We start from the raw sequence: 14,997 nt of genomic DNA, 5'->3' as shown, positions 1-14,997 counted from the left end.
TGTGCGGACCATACGCTTTCGGAGCGTCTTTCCACTGAAGACCGTTACGGATGACATAAACGATCCCGCTCAGAACACGCCGGTCATCCACGCGTGGCACGCCGTGCGCCAGAGGAAAAAACGGCTCAATCCGCTTCATCTGGCTCTCAGACAGCATAAACACATCACTCACAGGCCCACCCTCCATCGGTAAGCCTGTGAATCATAACCGTTCGCTCAGTTCAATAAATTAATAGGTCCTGAGCCTAGTCGAACGGATGGGATTATTGCCACAAATCCGTGCGGCACACGTCAACACCCGCCTGATGACATTTGTTGATGGAGACGGACGTGAAATTGGCTCCGTGCCTGTCTATGATGCCGTTGGTAGCAATGAAAGGGACGTCGAGTTACCTCGGGGAGCTCTGGCAACATTGTTGTATGACGCGTCCCGGCAAGGAAACGTCCGGTATCGGTTCAATGACTCAATAGACACGCTGCACGATGACGGTGCGGGGGTGGATATTCGGTTCACCAGTGGCATTCGTGAACGCTACGACATTGTTGTTGGGGCAGATGGGCTCCACTCCCGCACGCGGCGTTTTGCCTTCGGGGCTGAGGATCTTTTCCGTCATGATCTCGGCTTTGATTTCGCACTCTTCTCGTTACAAAATGATCAGGGTCTCTCACATGGCGGTATTTTCCATGCAGAACCCGGACGTGTGGCGGGATTGTTTGCGGTTCAGGATAGTCAGAGGATGTTCGGATTTCTGACATTCATGACTGATCAGGGAGCCCCGCGCACAGTCAGGGGGCAACTGGATTTAATACAGGCAACTTATGCCGGTATGCGCTGGGAAGTGCCGCGTCTGTTGAAAGAGATGGAGGTGGCTGACGATCTTTATTTTGATAGTGTCAGTCAGATCCGTATGCCGCACTGGTCCAGAGGATCTGTCGTTTTGCTAGGCGATGCCGCTTTTGCACCGTCTTTCCGGTCCGGGCAGGGAAGCAGCCTTGCTCTTGTCGGTGCTTATGTTCTTGCAGGAGAGCTTGCTTCGCATGAGGATACATCGGCTGGACTGGAAGCATATGAACGCGCCCTGAGGCCCTTTGTCGAAGCAAATCAGGCACTGGCAACTGATGGGCGAGGGGCGTTTTTCCTGCCGCGCACTCAGGCAGATATCGACATGCGAGACAGGATGCTGGCTGAGATCGCACGCAACGGCACTGGTGCGTTTTTTGACAACCGCCGTCCGGCGGCTCACTCCGCAATCAGTTTAGTGAATTATTAGGGGCTGTTACGAGCGTGAGACGCATTTTGCCAGGTCACCCCAGAATATAGTTCACGCAGGCTGAACGCTATCGCAAACACATGCTGGAAATTCAGGGACGATCGGAAAAATCCTGCAAGGTGGTCCTGTGCAAACGGAAGCCTCTGAAAATAGTCCTGTGGATTGTGCCGAAAGGAGGCTTTTGTCTGTGGTGCCAACTGCCTAAAGGACAGAACTCGACAGACAGGGCACCGAAAAGCATGGCTGACGCTATCATCCATGCTCCGGGAAATGTTTTCAGTGTAAGCCAGTCGGCATCTTCTTTTCATGCGCTGCCATGTGACTCAGTGCGAGGACGAAAGAATTTTTCGCTCTCTAAAAAAATACTGGAAGGGGAAATGCCAGACTATTCTTGATATTGTCTATAAAAATCACAGTGACTGAGCCGTAAGTGGTGTTTCTCTGGTCTTACAAAACGGCCTACTCAGTATCCTGCGCCCCTTGTAGTGCACTATGTATTTAACTCCATGATGGAATAATTGCGCCATGATAGGCTTCAAGCAGTTTTTCCCGCACATTGGGTTGCTGGAAGGCTTTCACGAGCGGCTGTATCCATGGTGCACGGGCGTTGTTCTCATTCACCGCAATAAAATTGATGTAGGGGTTATTTTCCATACTCTCGCGCGCGAGGCGTTCTTTATTGAGGTCAATCCCGGCTTTATACGCCCATTCCGTAATAACCACCCCGGCATCCAGATCGGGCAGGGATCGCGCCAGAACAGGATCATCCAGCTCTTTAATTGTCAGAGACTTGGGGTTTTCCGCAATATCCAGCGCCGTGGGCATTCCATCCGGTACGGTTGCAATTTTTAAGAGTCCTAAGGACTGAAGGAGCTTCAGGGCTCTCCCTTCATTTGTCGGGTCTGCGGGAACGCCGATTGTTGCACCCTGCGGGAGGGCAGACAGGCTTGGCCATTTCTTGGAATAAAACCCGACTGGTGCGAAATATGTATTACCGACCGGGACAATATGGGCACCCAGAGCCGTGTTTTGTGCCTGAAGATAAGGACCATGCTGGAAAGCATTCGCGTCCAGATCTCCGGCCGCCAGCGCCGCATTGATCGGCGTTCCCTCAGAAAACGGAATAGCCTCAATGGCCAGACCGGCAGTCCGGGCGTTTTCCTGAACAATATGCCAGATATCCTCATCCTCACCGGAGAGGATTCCAACCCGTATCGGGCGAGACTGTGCTCTGGCGGCGGATGACAGAATGACCGGTGTCGCAGCCAGAAGCGTCAGGACGGCACGACGATTAAAACGACGACCTTGTGTGGTGGAAAGGGAGGTAGAGAACACATTACGCATGGTCGAGAACTTTCGGTAATGCCGGAGAAAGAAGGTCACTGTGATGGCGGGCTGCGACGTCCGGATGCGATCTGAGGCGGCCCTTTAAGGTGTTTTGGCCAATCTGGGAGAAAAGCGGATTTTCTGGGTCCTGCGTCAGCCCGATGCTGGATTTTGTGAGGGATTCCGGCAAAGGCAGGATAGGGATTGTGGAATCCAGTTGCGCGCCAAGGAAAAATGCGGCCGAGAGCCTGTCATGCCCCGATCGGGGACTGACCACACGATGAATGGCTGCCCTGAAATACCCGCTGGTCGCGACTTCAAGCAGTTCACCGATGTTGACGATAAACGTGTCTGGCTGTGGCGGAGCCTTGAGCCATTGCCCGGACGCCAGCTCAACTTCAAGGCCGCCTTCGTTATCCTGTAAGATAAGAGAAAGCAGATCACTGTCTTTGTGCGGACCGACGCCCTGACCTTCATCATTATTTTGAGAGCCCGGATAATGGATCAGCTTTAAAAGGAGATAGGGCGAGTCATTCACAACCGGATGAAAGGCTGTTTTATCCTGTGCCAGAGACAGGGAGAGCGCTTCGAGAAGTTGGCGCAGCACATTGAGGGTTTGCTCCTGCCAGGCCAGAACCGTCTTTTTGAAATCAGGGAGGGCTTCAGGCCATTGATTAGGCCCCTGAAGGCGCAGATAGGCGGGCTTCTCCTCAAGATCTGTCAGAGCAGCTTTTTCAGAGCCGATATCAATCTGTTCACGCCAGTCCTGCCTGCCGCGCGTTAGCTCCAGTCCCGCACGATTATATCCTCTGAAATGCGGGGAATGAACCATGGCAATCTGCTCTTTCTGCTCCAAAGGCAGAGAAAAGAAGTGCTGTGCCTGCCGGAGCAGTTCAGCATTGAGGGACAAGGAAATTCCATGCCCTTTCAGGTAAAAAAAGCCGTATTCATGCGCAGCAAGCCTCAGTGAGTCCAGAAAAGCTGCGTCGGGCTTTCCTCTTTTGTCCCAGAGCGAAAGATCGATGGTCGGCAGAGAATAAGCAGTCCGCGTCATGCGTTGATTACTTTCAGCTTAATGTATTTGCCAGATGTCAGACCGTGGCCGAAACCGGCGTCAGGCTCTGACGGGCCTATTTAATGCATATTAAATCGCATTATATAAAAAATCCATAAATTATTCGTTGTTTGACTCGTAATTCCACATGGAATAATTGTGTTAAAGTTATTTATGGAAAACACTATAATGATGCGTGGTTATATTCTGGCACCGATTGTTTTTGGTCTGTCTGCTTCGACCGCTCTGGCTGCGGACAGCGGAAGCCGACAAAATCCTTCTGATAAAGGCGCGCGTTCTCAGAAGGTGGCTGTTGTCAGAGATACGCTCCGTACAACACAATCAGACCATGAGGCCTCTGATGAACCTGAACAGGTGATTGTTACAGGAACGCGTGATCCGTCCCAAACCGCGGCGAGAAGTGTCAGTCCGATCACCATTATTGGCGGGGATCAGCTCAGAGCAACAGGTATGACGGATATCCGGGAGGCTCTTGTCCAGCTTTCTCCGTCCATCAGCCGGGAAGTTAATGGGTCAGATCAAGGGTCAGTCGTAGATGCTCTGAGCCTGCGTGGTTTGAATGCTGATCAGACACTGGTGCTGGTCAACGGAAAAAGACGCCATACAACAGCAGCCATTGCTGTCGACGCATCTTCCCAGCAGGGCACGACGCCTGTTGATTTAGACATGTTGCCAATTTCGGCCATTGACCACATAGAAATCCTGCAGGATGGCGCCGCAGCCCAGTATGGATCTGACGCCATTGCAGGCGTTATCAATGTGATCCTGAAATCAAACAGCCACGGTCTGCACATGCAAGCCACCAACGGCGGATATGCTGCCGGAGATGGCTTTACGACAGGGGAAAACCTGAACGCGGGGTTTGCTCTGGGCCAGCGTGGCTATGTGAATATCAGCGCAGAATTCAAGCATCAGGATCGCACCCAGAGAACAGGGATTGACCCCAGAACCGGCCGTAATAATGACCTTGCGACTGGCCAGCCGCAGGTCACACGGGAAGCAATCGAGGCGAATTTCGGCTATCATCTGACAGATCAGATTGAACTCTATGGGTTTGGCACCTTTACACATCGGGATGCTGAACGCTGGGCCTATTTACGCGCGCCAAGCACGGCGGCAGCCGACGGGCTTCAGGGCATGTATCCGAATGGTTTTGAACCTGTGGAGACAATGCCTGAAAATGATTATGGTTTTACGTTAGGGTTCCGCGGCAAAAAATTATACGGCTTTGACTGGGATCTCAGTTCCACCATTGGCGGAGACCACGATACGTTGGCTGACTATAACTCAGCCAATGCGGATGCCTACAAAGAAACCGGTTATTCACCGTCCCGCTTTTATCTGGGCAATTACTCCAATCAGCAATGGACAAATAACCTCGATATCCGGCGTGGTGTTGATCTGCCGTTTCTTTACAGACCTCTGAATATTGCGTTTGGGGGAGAATATCGCAGAGACACCTATTCGATCGGGGCCGGGGAGCCGTTGTCATATTATCTGAGCGGGGCACAGGGCTACCAGGGAGAAACCCCAGAAAACGCGGTTAATTCCGCCAGACATGTGGCCGCAGCTTATATTGATTTGTCGACACAAATTATCTCGCGCTGGCGGGTGGATATTGCCGGTCGGTTTGAGCATTATAATGACGTCGGGAATGCACGGACCGGCAAAATTTCCAGCCGCTATGATATCAACAAATATATCGGGTTCCGTGGGACAGCCAGCACTGGCTTTCGGGCACCTACTCTTGCTGAGCAGAATTTTGCTGCTTTCATTTCCAGCCCGAACTACGCAACGGGGCAAATTGCCGCGAACTCCGCAGCGGCACGCGCCTTAGGTTCTCCGGGGCTGCGTCCTGAAACATCAACAAATTTCAGCGTCGGGATGATCCTGAACCCGTTGCCACGGCTTCATATCAATGTTGATGCTTACACAATTTCAATCAAACATCGGATTGTTGATGGAGGATATGCTTCAGGGGCACGCGCCATTGAGGCTTACGCGGCTGCCGGGGTGAATACATCCGGGTTTGCCGGAGATGAATCTGCAGTCAGTACAAATTACTTTACGAACGGTGCCAACACGCGCACGACGGGCCTTGATATCACTGCCCGTTACGCCACGGATTTCGGCCGGTTTGGAAAGGTGGACTGGGATGCAGCCGTTAATTTCAATCATACCAAAGTCAAGGATATTGCTCAGACAGGGGAGGGCAATCCTGTCCTGAATGCTCAGCAGATCAGCCTGATGTCGACGGAAAACCCATCAAACAAGCTTATTTTTGGCGGCCGGTGGACATTGGGGAAATGGGATGTGGCTGTGCATGAAATTCGCTATGGCCACACAACGTCAAACCTGACGTTTGTCTCTGGGCCCAATGCCTTTTCCACCACAGAGTTTTATCATCAGATCAACCGCCCGCGCTTTGTGACCAATCTTGAGGTGGGATATCAGGTATTGCCTCAGCTGCATCTGGCTTTGGGTGGCAACAATATTGGAAATGCTTACCCGAGCCGGGTGCCGTCTTTCACGGCAGATTATAACAACAACCTCTATGATACGCTTAGTCAGCAGCTTTCAGAAGAACGCGGGTTTTACTATCTGCGTGCGGATTTAAAAATATGAACAGCGTCACGTTTTTAGAGAAATCGCATGGCTGAGAGTCTGACAGAGAGTCTAAGAGTTGACCGGCTGTATAAAGCTTTTGGCGGCAGCTCTGTGCTGGAGGATTTGAGTTTTTCCATACAGGCAGGCGATATTGTCGGGATTATCGGGCGGTCCGGGGCAGGGAAGACAACTCTGCTCCGCTGCCTGCACGGCGCGGAAACCCCGGATGCAGGAGACGTTTTTATTGAAGGTCAAGAAATCGGCAGGCTGAAAGAAAAGGAACTTCTGGCAGTCCGCCGACGGATTGGCATGGTTTTCCAGAATTTTAACCTGCTTAAATCCCGTAATGTGTGGGGCAATATTTCTCTGGCTCTTGAGGTTGCAGGGGTTCCCAAATCAGCGCGCATCGCAAGGATTCAGGAACTGATAGGGCTGGTTGGACTGGAAGGGCATGAAAATAAACATCCTTCTCAGCTTTCGGGCGGCCAAAAGCAAAGGGTGGGGATTGCGCGGGCACTTGCCACAAATCCGGCGGTCCTGCTGTGCGATGAAGCCACATCGGCTCTGGACCCGGAAACAACATCATCCATTCTGGCTTTGCTGAGCAAGATCAATCAGGAACTTGGCATCACGATTGTGCTGATCACCCATGAAATGGATGTGATCCATCGCCTTGCGCGCCGTGTCATGGTTTTAGAGCAGGGGCGCATTATAGAAGATGCACGCATAGAAGATTTCTCAGGCACAAAAGAGAAGCGTACCTTAAACCAGTTTTGTGAAGGAGAAGAGCAGAACGTTCTTTCAGGCCAGCGACTGTCTGTTCTGCAGAGCGAAAAACCGCATGGAGGATTACCGGCACTGCGTGTAACGGTTGCAGAAAGCGCCTTATTCACGTCTCTCATTCCGGCTCTTTATGAGCAGTTTTCTATTACATCACACGTGTTGAGAGTAGATTTGAACGAAAATTATTCTGATACAGGCGCAAGACATCTCATTATTCTCTCTCGGGACGATGAGAACGCCCTGAACTGGCTTGTGCAGAACGTCGAGAAAATGGAAGTGCTTGGCTATGTCCCATCAGGTATTTGATCTGTTCCTGAAGGCGACGCTGGCAACGCTGGAAATGGTTTTTGCTTCTGCTGCCATTGCCGTCATTTTTGGATTACCACTCGCGCTCCTTCTGACTGTAACAGCACCCAACGGTTTATGGCCTTCACCTGTTATACGCAAAGGGCTGGGCTTTATTATTGATCTGACCAGAGCTGTCCCCTTTATTATTCTTCTCGTCCTGCTTATCCCGTTTACCCGTATTCTGGTTGGAACAGCCCTTGGAACGGGAGCTGCGATTGTGCCTCTTTCAGTCACGGCTATTCCGTACTTTGCACGCATTGCTGAAGTGTCTTTGAAAGACGTGGACCCGGCGCTGATTGAAGCCATACGCTCCATGGGTGCAACGCGCCTGAAAGTCATATGGTCTGTGCTGCTGCCAGAAGCGCTGCCGGGATTGATTTCAGGCCTGACGGTTACGGTGGTCACCCTGATCAGCGCCTCTGCCATGGCGGGTGTTGTTGGCGCTGGCGGATTAGGCGACCTTGCTATCCGCTATGGCTATCAGAGATTCAACACAGGCATGATGCTCTGGATAGTCGGGATACTTGTACTGATCACGATAATTGTGCAAGTTTCTGGCAATTTTGTAGCTGCTAAACTTAGAAAAAATTTATGACTGTTTTTGCGACGTCTAAGGAATGTGTTTTTGAATAAAAATCTTTATTTAAAAAAGAGTATGCACGTTCCTTTGCAGTCTAATCTGCTCATGGAAAATCTTGACGATCGCAAAGCATGTCAGTTTCTCCGCCAAAAAACAGATGAAATACTTGGAATATTATTGCATATACCAAGGAAAACAAAAAATTTCCGAGCGATTTTTTGTCTGGATGAAGAAGTTTATAAGTATTTGTGATACGCCATAGCATCCTGAAATGAGCCTTCTCTGCTGCCGTTCAACCCTCGTCCTGCTATCATCAGAGCTAACTGACAATATGGTCCGGAGAAGGTTCTTGGCAGGGTTTGAATGGGAAGGTCGTTCTCTCAAACGCTTCAAAATTTTATTTGGATCATAGAAAGAACAGCGTGAAAATTTTCTGGAAACCGGCCGCCTTTGATTGTGCCATATTCATATTGCAGGGCAATTTTTAAAATATCCATTGGCCACCAGTTCAGGTTGGCAGACCATGCTTTCTGCTGCCCCCCATCGACGGAGGCTGATTTTAGACTGGCTTCTGAATAGCGCGCAGAGGCCTCCAGAATTCCGGTTCCGTTACACATAGAGTTCTGGTGTTTTGCGCAGTTTGGGGAAGAAAAAGCCGCCGTTCTGGATTTCCAGCTACGGGGTTTTCCGACCAGAGTATAGCTGGCCTGAGCATACCAGCCTGAAAAATGCAGCTTCTGCGTCGTGTTTTCCACGGCCTTATTGGCAACAATCTCGTAAGCCTCGCCCTGAAAAAGCAGACGTTTCCATGCGGCGGCGGCTTCCAGCCCAAAGGCGCCGACATCCCGAAGGTTTATTTTGCCAGTGTTCAGATATTTGGAGGTGAGCCCAACATTCATTTCTGGATAATCAGAAAATGTCGCAGTGGGCTGTTGTCCGGGACTATGCGCGACCCGGAAAACCCATTCCCCGGAAAATCCAACGTGAAAAAACAGATCTCGCGTGCGGACCGGCACACCCACCAGCCGGAAAACAAGAGCGCGCTGGTTACCGTTTTCGCCCGGGCCAGCCGTCCCGGCGGTACCGGAGAGTGCCAGATGGTATCTCTTACCGTGAGCTTCTATCTGCACAGCCTGTCGTTCAATACCAGCGGCAATATTGCGCGTAATGGTGGAAATACTGGAGCGTTCGATGAAAGCTGTATCACCTTGTGCCTGCATAGATTCAAGCCCAAAGCTCGGTTTGAAAATACCAGCGGTAAACACAAAATGTCTGAGGCCGATATAGCTGATCTGGCCTTCAAAAAGGCGCATCTGCCCACCGGGAGCAGGGCCAAAATCCCATATGCCGCCCAACTCAACCTGATTGTGGATGGTAACGCGGGCACCATTCCGAATACGGCCACCACGCGCCCCAACACCCGGCACAGGCTGATTTGTCTGCGGGAAACCACCAATGTCTAACTGGTCCGTTGCATAGGGTTTGATGGTGATGCCGTTAAACGTAAATGTCGGGATTGTGCCAGCCACACCAGTGGGTGCGTTAAACAGCGAAATCCCAACACCTGCGCAGGACAGGCCCAAGACTACCTGCCGTGGAACATGCGCTCCACGCGGTAGCCTCCTGAAACAAGGCCAGAATTTTTTAGGAACCCGTATCAAAACGCGGCAACGCTACCGTCACTCCGGGGGTCGGCGGCTCCCTCGATAAGACCGCACCGGTGGCGAACAAGCGCTCCGGCATGACCCATCAGAGAGGAGAGCGGAGAGACGAGTTCTACATCATGCCCTGCCAGCCTGAGCTGCTGGATAAGGGGTTCGGAAAAATTACTTTCCATTTTCAGCGAGACACTTTCCGTGCCCCATGTTCGCCCCAGAAGCCAGCGAGGGGCCGTTACAGCCTGTTGCAGCGGAATGCCATAGCGGGCGTAGCGCGTAAAAATGGCCGATTGTGTCTGGGGTTGCCCTTCTCCGCCCATGGTGCCGTACACCATGCATCGCCCGTCATGAAAGCGGGCCATTGCTGGATTAAGCGTGTGAAACGGCTTCCGTCCGGGTTTAAGAGTGTTCCAGCCCTCGTCCGCAAGGCGGAAGGATGATCCACGGTTCTGCCAGAGTATTCCTGTTTCCGGCAGAAACACGCCTGACCCAAATTCAAAATACAGGCTCTGGATCATGCTGACTGCAATGCCGTTTGAATCAATAGCCCCCATCCAGGTTGTATCACCTTGCTGGGACGGCGCGGGCCAGGGCATGGCGTGCTGCATATCAATGCTGGCGGCAAGGCTCTTCATCTGCTCCGTATCATTGAGGAAGCTTTGCGCACATTCAGTCATGTACGCGGGGTCCCCGACATGCGCATTGCGGAAAAGAAAAGCCTTTTTAGTGGCTTCAACCAGCCCATGAATGTGCGCGAAACTCTCAGCCTCTGGTGCGTGAAGCTGATCAAACAGCCTGAGAATGGCCAGTGATGCAACGCCCTGTGTTGGGGGCGGCGTATTGTAAAGCGTAGCCCCGTGAATGCTGGCCTGAAGGGGGGCGGTCAGTGTTGCTTTGTGGCGCGCAAAGTCGTCAGGCGTCAGGGGGCTTCCTGCCTGCTGAAGGTCATGCGCCAGAGCGTGCGCGATGCCTCCTGTATAAAAGCTTTCCAGCCCGTCTTCGGCCAGAGACCGCAAGGTGTGCCCGAGAGCAGGGTTACGGCGAATTTCGCCACATCTCATGAGTGCTTCTTGTCCGGCATAAGCAGCCATAAAAGCCTGATTATGGGCCAGTTCGGCGTTCTTTTCCTTTAGGAGGGAGGCTTCACTGTCTGAGACGGCATAACCTGCTTCGGCGTAATAGATCGCGTCTTTCAGCAGTTCTGACAGAGGCAGACCGGGTTTGATAGCGGCACTCTGGCAAAGGGCTTCCTGCCAGCCGGAAACCGCGCCTGCCATACTGTTGGCAGCAAGTCCGCCACGCCACGGAATATCTGTATGTCCGGCACTCTGATACAGGGAGAGGGAGGCGTTAGCTGCCGCAGCCCCGCAGGCATCAATCACACAGGTCCGGCCATCCGGGTAGGAAATAAGCCAGAAAGCGTCTCCTCCAAGACCGGTCATGTGCGGATATACCGCGGAAAGCGTGGCAGATGTGGCAACGACGGCTTCCAGCGCGGTGCCGCCTTTTTTGAGAACATCAAGCCCCGCCTGACTGGCGAGATGGTGCGGGGATGTCACCATGCCGCGTGTAGCATGAAATGTATGAAGCATCAGGCGTCCGAAATATGTTTGGCGTGATAATGGCGGGCGATGAGTGTGCAAACAAAAAGTTGAATCTGATGGTAGAGGATCAGAGGCAGGATAATGAAGCCAGCCACGGAGGCAGGAAAGAGAACATTAGCCATAGGCACACCTGAGGCGAGTGACTTTTTGGACCCGCAAAGAATAAGCGAGACTTCATCCGGAGTAGGAAAACGGCAGGCTTTCCCGAGAAACAGGGTGATCAGTACCACAAGGAGCAGTAGTCCGGCATCCGTAGCTATCAGGGCAGCAATGCTCTTAAAATCGAGTTTAGACCAGATGCCTTCAACCACAGCATGGCTGAAGGCGGTATAAACCACCAGAAGGATGGAAGATCTGTCTGTAATGGAGAGGATCTTTTTGTTGCGATGCGCCCATTTATGCAAAACAGGCTGGAGGAGCTGCCCGGCTACGAAGGGGAGCAGAAGCTGCACGGCAATATCGGTGATGGCCTGAGCAGACCAGACGCCCTGCGTGTGCAAAACGCCGGAAACCAGAGCCGGGGTGACAAAAATCCCCACGATATTGGAGAGGGTCGCCGCACAGATGGACGCCGCGACATTTCCGTTGGCAAGAGACGTAAGGGCAATAGAAGACTGAACTGTTGAGGGAAGGCAGCACAGAAACAGCACCCCCAGCCATGTCGTGCTGTCCAGCAAGCCGGGTGCCAGCGTATGAAGCATGATACCCAATAACGGGAAGAGCAGGAACGTGCATGCAAGCACCAGCCCCTGCAACTTCCAGTTGCGCATATTGTGTACAATGGCGTGACGTTCAAGCTTGATACCCTGCATAAAGAACATGACCATGATGCAGGCATCTGTCACATATTCCAGCACACGGGTGGCGTTCCCTTTGCAGGGGAGCACGGTTGCCAGCAGGACAGCGCCAATAAGGGCTGTCAGAAAAGGGTCGAGCTTCCGCATTACGGCGCGCTCTGCATGAAGCGGCGGCGCATGGGGCGAAGGACCGCAAGAGCGAGAAAAGCTGTCAGCAGATCACCACCAATGGCCAGCGCAAACACCATATGCCAGTTGCCACTGGCCTGATGCAGCCAGGCAGCCAGCGGCCCCCCAAAGACGGCTCCCACGCCTTGCGCCATATAGAGTAGCCCATAATTGCGCGAGGCGTCACGGGTGCCAAACGTGTCTGTCAGCGTCGCGGGGAAAAGGGAGAAAATTTCACCCCATCCGAGGAACACAATGCCGGAAAGCAGGACAAAAGCGACGGGGTGGTTTGCCAGAGCGAGCCAGCATGTCAGAGCCAGCGCTTCCAGAGAGAACGCAAACGCCATTGTCTGCTCACGCCCCAGATGGTCGGAAACCCAGCCAAACAACGGGCGTGTGACACCATTGGCAATACGATCAAGCGTCATGGCCAGCGGCAAGGCCGCCATTCCCAGAATGGTAAGGTGGGCGACCCCAAAATCCGTTCCGATCTGAGCAAGTTGAGAGGTGACCATCAGACCGGATGTTGCCATGGTCGCCATCATGAAAAACATCAGCCAGAAAAGCGGTGTTCTGACGACGTAAGAGGTAAGATATCCTGTGGCTTCCGGCGCATCAGGGGTGGACACGCTTTCCGGCACTTTCAGGAAGCAGGCTGCAACAACACCCACAACCGCCATGATAACGCCAAACACCATCATGGTATTCCGCCAGTCCGTCGCGGCGAGAAGGTGAGAGATGGGGAAGGTGGTCAGCATGGCCCCCATGCCATAGCCTGCGGCTGCGGCTCCGGCAGCCATGCCCCGGTTTTTGGGAAACCACTGCATCAGAAGCGAAACAATGCCGACATAAACAATGCCTGTGCCAACCCCGCCAAGCCCGCCATAGGTCAGGTAGAGCATGGTGAGGGAGTGGACCTGTGCCGAGGCCACCCAGCTCAAACCCGTCAGAACAATGCCGGCCATAATCAGGTTGCGCGGGCTAACGTGCCGCGCAATCCAGCCCTGAATGGGCGAAAACAGGGTTTGCAGCACAATCAGCAGAGAAAAGGTAATCTGCAGGGCTGCGGCGCTCGTGCTGAAATCGGTTTTGAGCACCGGTGTAAACAGGGTCCAGACATATTGTGGGGAGGAAATGGCTCCCATACAGACCAGACCGGCAATCATCTGCCGCCATTTTGCTGCGATCATTTTCTGTATCCTTTATGGAAAGTGGCGCTCGGTTCAGACATGCGGACTAGTTGCGTGTACGATGCAGGGTGGGGAGACCAAAAGCCGGGCTGAACTGGACGTTCAGCATCACACCGGCCTGCACGGCGGTGTTCAGGTTGGGCAGAATGGTTTTGCGTCCAAGCTGGTCGGGGTTCCAGATATATTCAAAATAGGGTGTGAACATCACGCCCGGTGCAATATTCAGACCATAGTTTACTTCCACCATGGTTTCCTGTTTTGCCCATCGGGCATGATGGCCGTGCGCTGTCAGGGTGTCATTCATGCCCTCAACAAACCGGTGATCCCAGATGAAGCTCTGGCCAACGAGACCAAAATAGTCACGGGGGCGGCTGGCAAATGGCCCCCAGTCAAACAGACCCGCGACAAAACCATCCTTGATGGCCGCGTTGCCTGATGTCATGAGGTTGGCGGCGCCGAACAGGATAAGCCCACGTGTTCCGTGCTCATCAGGCTTCCAGATCATCTGTTGTGCCTGAAGATAGAGCTGGGTGCGGCCTCTGCGGTTCATGGCTGTTCCGCCATAAAGCGGGCGCGACTGGCCATGATTGTTGTAAAGAGGGTCAGAATAGCTGGCTGTATCGTACACAAACCCCAGATCATACGCGCGGGGATAGAGGTCATTGGTAAAGTTTGTGCGGTATCCTGCCTCGGTTGGAATATATTCACCCTGAGCTTTATCAAAACCCCAGTCCGGGCCGGGCCAGCTATTATGGTTGGTGGTTTTCAGCCAGGGCTCAGCCTCCCAGATACCTGTCTTGATGTACGTTTTTTCTGTGGGTTTATAAAGGAAACGCGCACCCCATGACGATGTAACGAACGAAGGCATGGAGCCGTTAACGGTCAGGGTTGTCGGCACAGAACACAGGAAAGAGGGGAACATGCAATAGAGTTCTGACCCATCAAACTCGCCGCCTTTAGGCATGGAGCGGCCAGCCAGAATGAAGAGGCGGTTGTTAAAAAGAGCCTGATCCCATGTGAATTCCCGGACCTGAAAACCATTATGATTACCATAATAGGACACAAAGCCCCAGCTGGACCCCGTAGCGCCTCCGGCACGCCCCTGACCGGCGACGTCATCTGCCAGAAAATGGATTTTTGCCCCCGGAATATGGGCTATCCGCTGCATATCCAGATCGAGCCCAATTCCTGCAAAATTATTGAAAAATGAGCCGTGTTTTATACCGCCAGCCGGAACGCCTGAATATTCGGAAACATTCCAGCCTGTTATATACACGCCATTTTTGGAGAGATATTTTCCCGCATCCCTAACAGGCGGTGTGTGCATGGAAAAAAGGTAGGGCTGCGGGGCGGTGGAATGGGCACTTTGTGCGGAAGGCGCAGAAGGAACACCGGCAGGCGTATTGATGGACGGAACATAGGCCGGCACGGACGGATCTGTCATGCTGCGGGCTTGTGCATCATCGGAATTTTTCCCGTGCACAACAATGTTGGAAGAGCCAGCAAGATCATTCTGATCTGCTGCCGCACAGGGAAGGGGGGCCATCAGAAAAGCCATACCGGACAGCAGGACGCCGGAACACAGAGGGC

The 14,997-nt window shown here is 52.9% G+C and carries 13 protein-coding genes; 5 read left to right on the top strand and 8 right to left on the bottom strand.

Annotated features, from left to right (window positions below; translation table 11 throughout):
* Nucleotides 1-172, bottom strand: a 172-nt coding sequence (locus tag KP699_RS12015) for a transposase (protein WP_215762796.1), incomplete at its 3' end; no start/stop codon positions are given.
* 94 nt (nucleotides 173-266) lie between these two features.
* Here KP699_RS12015 and KP699_RS12010 point away from each other — a divergent pair.
* Nucleotides 267-1,271, top strand: coding sequence for an FAD-dependent monooxygenase (locus KP699_RS12010; protein WP_252347020.1), 1,005 nt, complete (start codon nucleotides 267-269; stop codon nucleotides 1,269-1,271).
* 498 nt (nucleotides 1,272-1,769) lie between these two features.
* Here the strand turns inward: KP699_RS12010 and KP699_RS12005 are convergent, their stop codons facing one another.
* Nucleotides 1,770-2,615 carry a MetQ/NlpA family ABC transporter substrate-binding protein gene (locus tag KP699_RS12005; protein ID WP_215762792.1) on the bottom strand — a complete coding sequence of 282 codons (846 nt, stop codon included), beginning with the start codon at nucleotides 2,613-2,615 and terminating at the stop codon, nucleotides 1,770-1,772.
* Complete coding sequence (locus tag KP699_RS12000; protein WP_215762791.1) at nucleotides 2,608-3,651, bottom strand: isopenicillin N synthase family oxygenase; 1,044 nt, start codon at nucleotides 3,649-3,651, stop codon at nucleotides 2,608-2,610. Before KP699_RS12000 ends, KP699_RS12005 begins: the two co-directional genes overlap by 8 nt.
* A gap of 189 nt (nucleotides 3,652-3,840) precedes the next feature.
* Between KP699_RS12000 and KP699_RS11995 the strand changes: the two genes are divergently transcribed.
* The 4 genes from KP699_RS11995 to KP699_RS11980 are packed head-to-tail and all read left to right on the top strand — an operon-like array spanning nucleotide 3,841 to nucleotide 8,242.
* Complete coding sequence (locus KP699_RS11995) at nucleotides 3,841-6,297, top strand: TonB-dependent siderophore receptor (protein ID WP_215762790.1); 2,457 nt, start codon at nucleotides 3,841-3,843, stop codon at nucleotides 6,295-6,297.
* A 27-nt stretch (nucleotides 6,298-6,324) separates the two neighbouring features.
* The gene (locus KP699_RS11990) at nucleotides 6,325-7,368 is read left to right on the top strand and encodes a methionine ABC transporter ATP-binding protein (protein WP_215762789.1); all 1,044 of its coding nucleotides are present in this window, start codon (nucleotides 6,325-6,327) and stop codon (nucleotides 7,366-7,368) included.
* Nucleotides 7,349-8,005 (top strand): methionine ABC transporter permease, encoded by a 657-nt coding sequence (locus tag KP699_RS11985; protein WP_215762788.1) that lies wholly within the window; start codon nucleotides 7,349-7,351, stop codon nucleotides 8,003-8,005. Before KP699_RS11990 ends, KP699_RS11985 begins: the two co-directional genes overlap by 20 nt.
* Nucleotides 8,006-8,035: 30 nt before the next feature.
* The gene (locus tag KP699_RS11980; protein WP_215762787.1) at nucleotides 8,036-8,242 is read left to right on the top strand and encodes a hypothetical protein; all 207 of its coding nucleotides are present in this window, start codon (nucleotides 8,036-8,038) and stop codon (nucleotides 8,240-8,242) included.
* A 137-nt stretch (nucleotides 8,243-8,379) separates the two neighbouring features.
* On the opposite strand, the gene KP699_RS11975 is transcribed toward KP699_RS11980, so the two are convergent.
* The 5 genes from KP699_RS11975 to KP699_RS11955 all read right to left on the bottom strand — a co-directional run bounded on the left by KP699_RS11975 (nucleotide 8,380) and on the right by KP699_RS11955 (nucleotide 14,953).
* Complete coding sequence (locus KP699_RS11975; RefSeq protein ID WP_308164922.1) at nucleotides 8,380-9,519, bottom strand: porin; 1,140 nt, start codon at nucleotides 9,517-9,519, stop codon at nucleotides 8,380-8,382.
* A 128-nt stretch (nucleotides 9,520-9,647) separates the two neighbouring features.
* Nucleotides 9,648-11,240, bottom strand: coding sequence for a gamma-glutamyltransferase family protein (locus KP699_RS11970; protein WP_215762785.1), 1,593 nt, complete (start codon nucleotides 11,238-11,240; stop codon nucleotides 9,648-9,650).
* Entirely contained in the window at nucleotides 11,240-12,196 is a 957-nt protein-coding gene (locus KP699_RS11965; RefSeq protein WP_215762784.1) for a bile acid:sodium symporter family protein, read from the bottom strand. Before KP699_RS11965 ends, KP699_RS11970 begins: the two co-directional genes overlap by 1 nt.
* Nucleotides 12,196-13,407: an oxalate/formate MFS antiporter gene (gene oxlT, locus KP699_RS11960; protein ID WP_215762783.1), complete on the bottom strand. Its 1,212-nt coding sequence runs from the start codon at nucleotides 13,405-13,407 to the stop codon at nucleotides 12,196-12,198. Before oxlT ends, KP699_RS11965 begins: the two co-directional genes overlap by 1 nt.
* Nucleotides 13,408-13,453: 46 nt before the next feature.
* Nucleotides 13,454-14,953 (bottom strand): carbohydrate porin, encoded by a 1,500-nt coding sequence (locus KP699_RS11955; RefSeq protein ID WP_252347019.1) that lies wholly within the window; start codon nucleotides 14,951-14,953, stop codon nucleotides 13,454-13,456.
* Nucleotides 14,954-14,997 lie beyond the last annotated feature (44 nt).

This window comes from Acetobacter sp. P1H12_c, from assembly GCF_018811975.1.
Lineage (GTDB): Bacteria > Pseudomonadota > Alphaproteobacteria > Acetobacterales > Acetobacteraceae > Acetobacter > Acetobacter persici.
Note: the sequence above shows the minus strand (reverse complement) of the source record. Positions and strands in the feature narration are given on the sequence as shown.

Excerpts from the sequence above, each read along its gene's own strand:
- KP699_RS12005 (WP_215762792.1), bottom strand. The coding sequence starts at position 2,615 with ATGCGTAATGTGTTCTCTACCTCCCTTTCCACCACACAAGGTCGTCGT.
- KP699_RS12000 (WP_215762791.1), bottom strand. The coding sequence starts at position 3,651 with ATGACGCGGACTGCTTATTCTCTGCCGACCATCGATCTTTCGCTCTGG.
- KP699_RS11995 (WP_215762790.1), top strand. The coding sequence starts at position 3,841 with ATGATGCGTGGTTATATTCTGGCACCGATTGTTTTTGGTCTGTCTGCT.
- KP699_RS11990 (WP_215762789.1), top strand. The coding sequence starts at position 6,325 with ATGGCTGAGAGTCTGACAGAGAGTCTAAGAGTTGACCGGCTGTATAAA.
- KP699_RS11985 (WP_215762788.1), top strand. The coding sequence starts at position 7,349 with ATGTCCCATCAGGTATTTGATCTGTTCCTGAAGGCGACGCTGGCAACG.
- KP699_RS11970 (WP_215762785.1), bottom strand. The coding sequence starts at position 11,240 with ATGCTTCATACATTTCATGCTACACGCGGCATGGTGACATCCCCGCAC.
- KP699_RS11965 (WP_215762784.1), bottom strand. The coding sequence starts at position 12,196 with ATGCGGAAGCTCGACCCTTTTCTGACAGCCCTTATTGGCGCTGTCCTG.
- oxlT (WP_215762783.1), bottom strand. The coding sequence starts at position 13,407 with ATGATCGCAGCAAAATGGCGGCAGATGATTGCCGGTCTGGTCTGTATG.
- KP699_RS11955 (WP_252347019.1), bottom strand. The coding sequence starts at position 14,953 with ATGGCCCCCCTTCCCTGTGCGGCAGCAGATCAGAATGATCTTGCTGGC.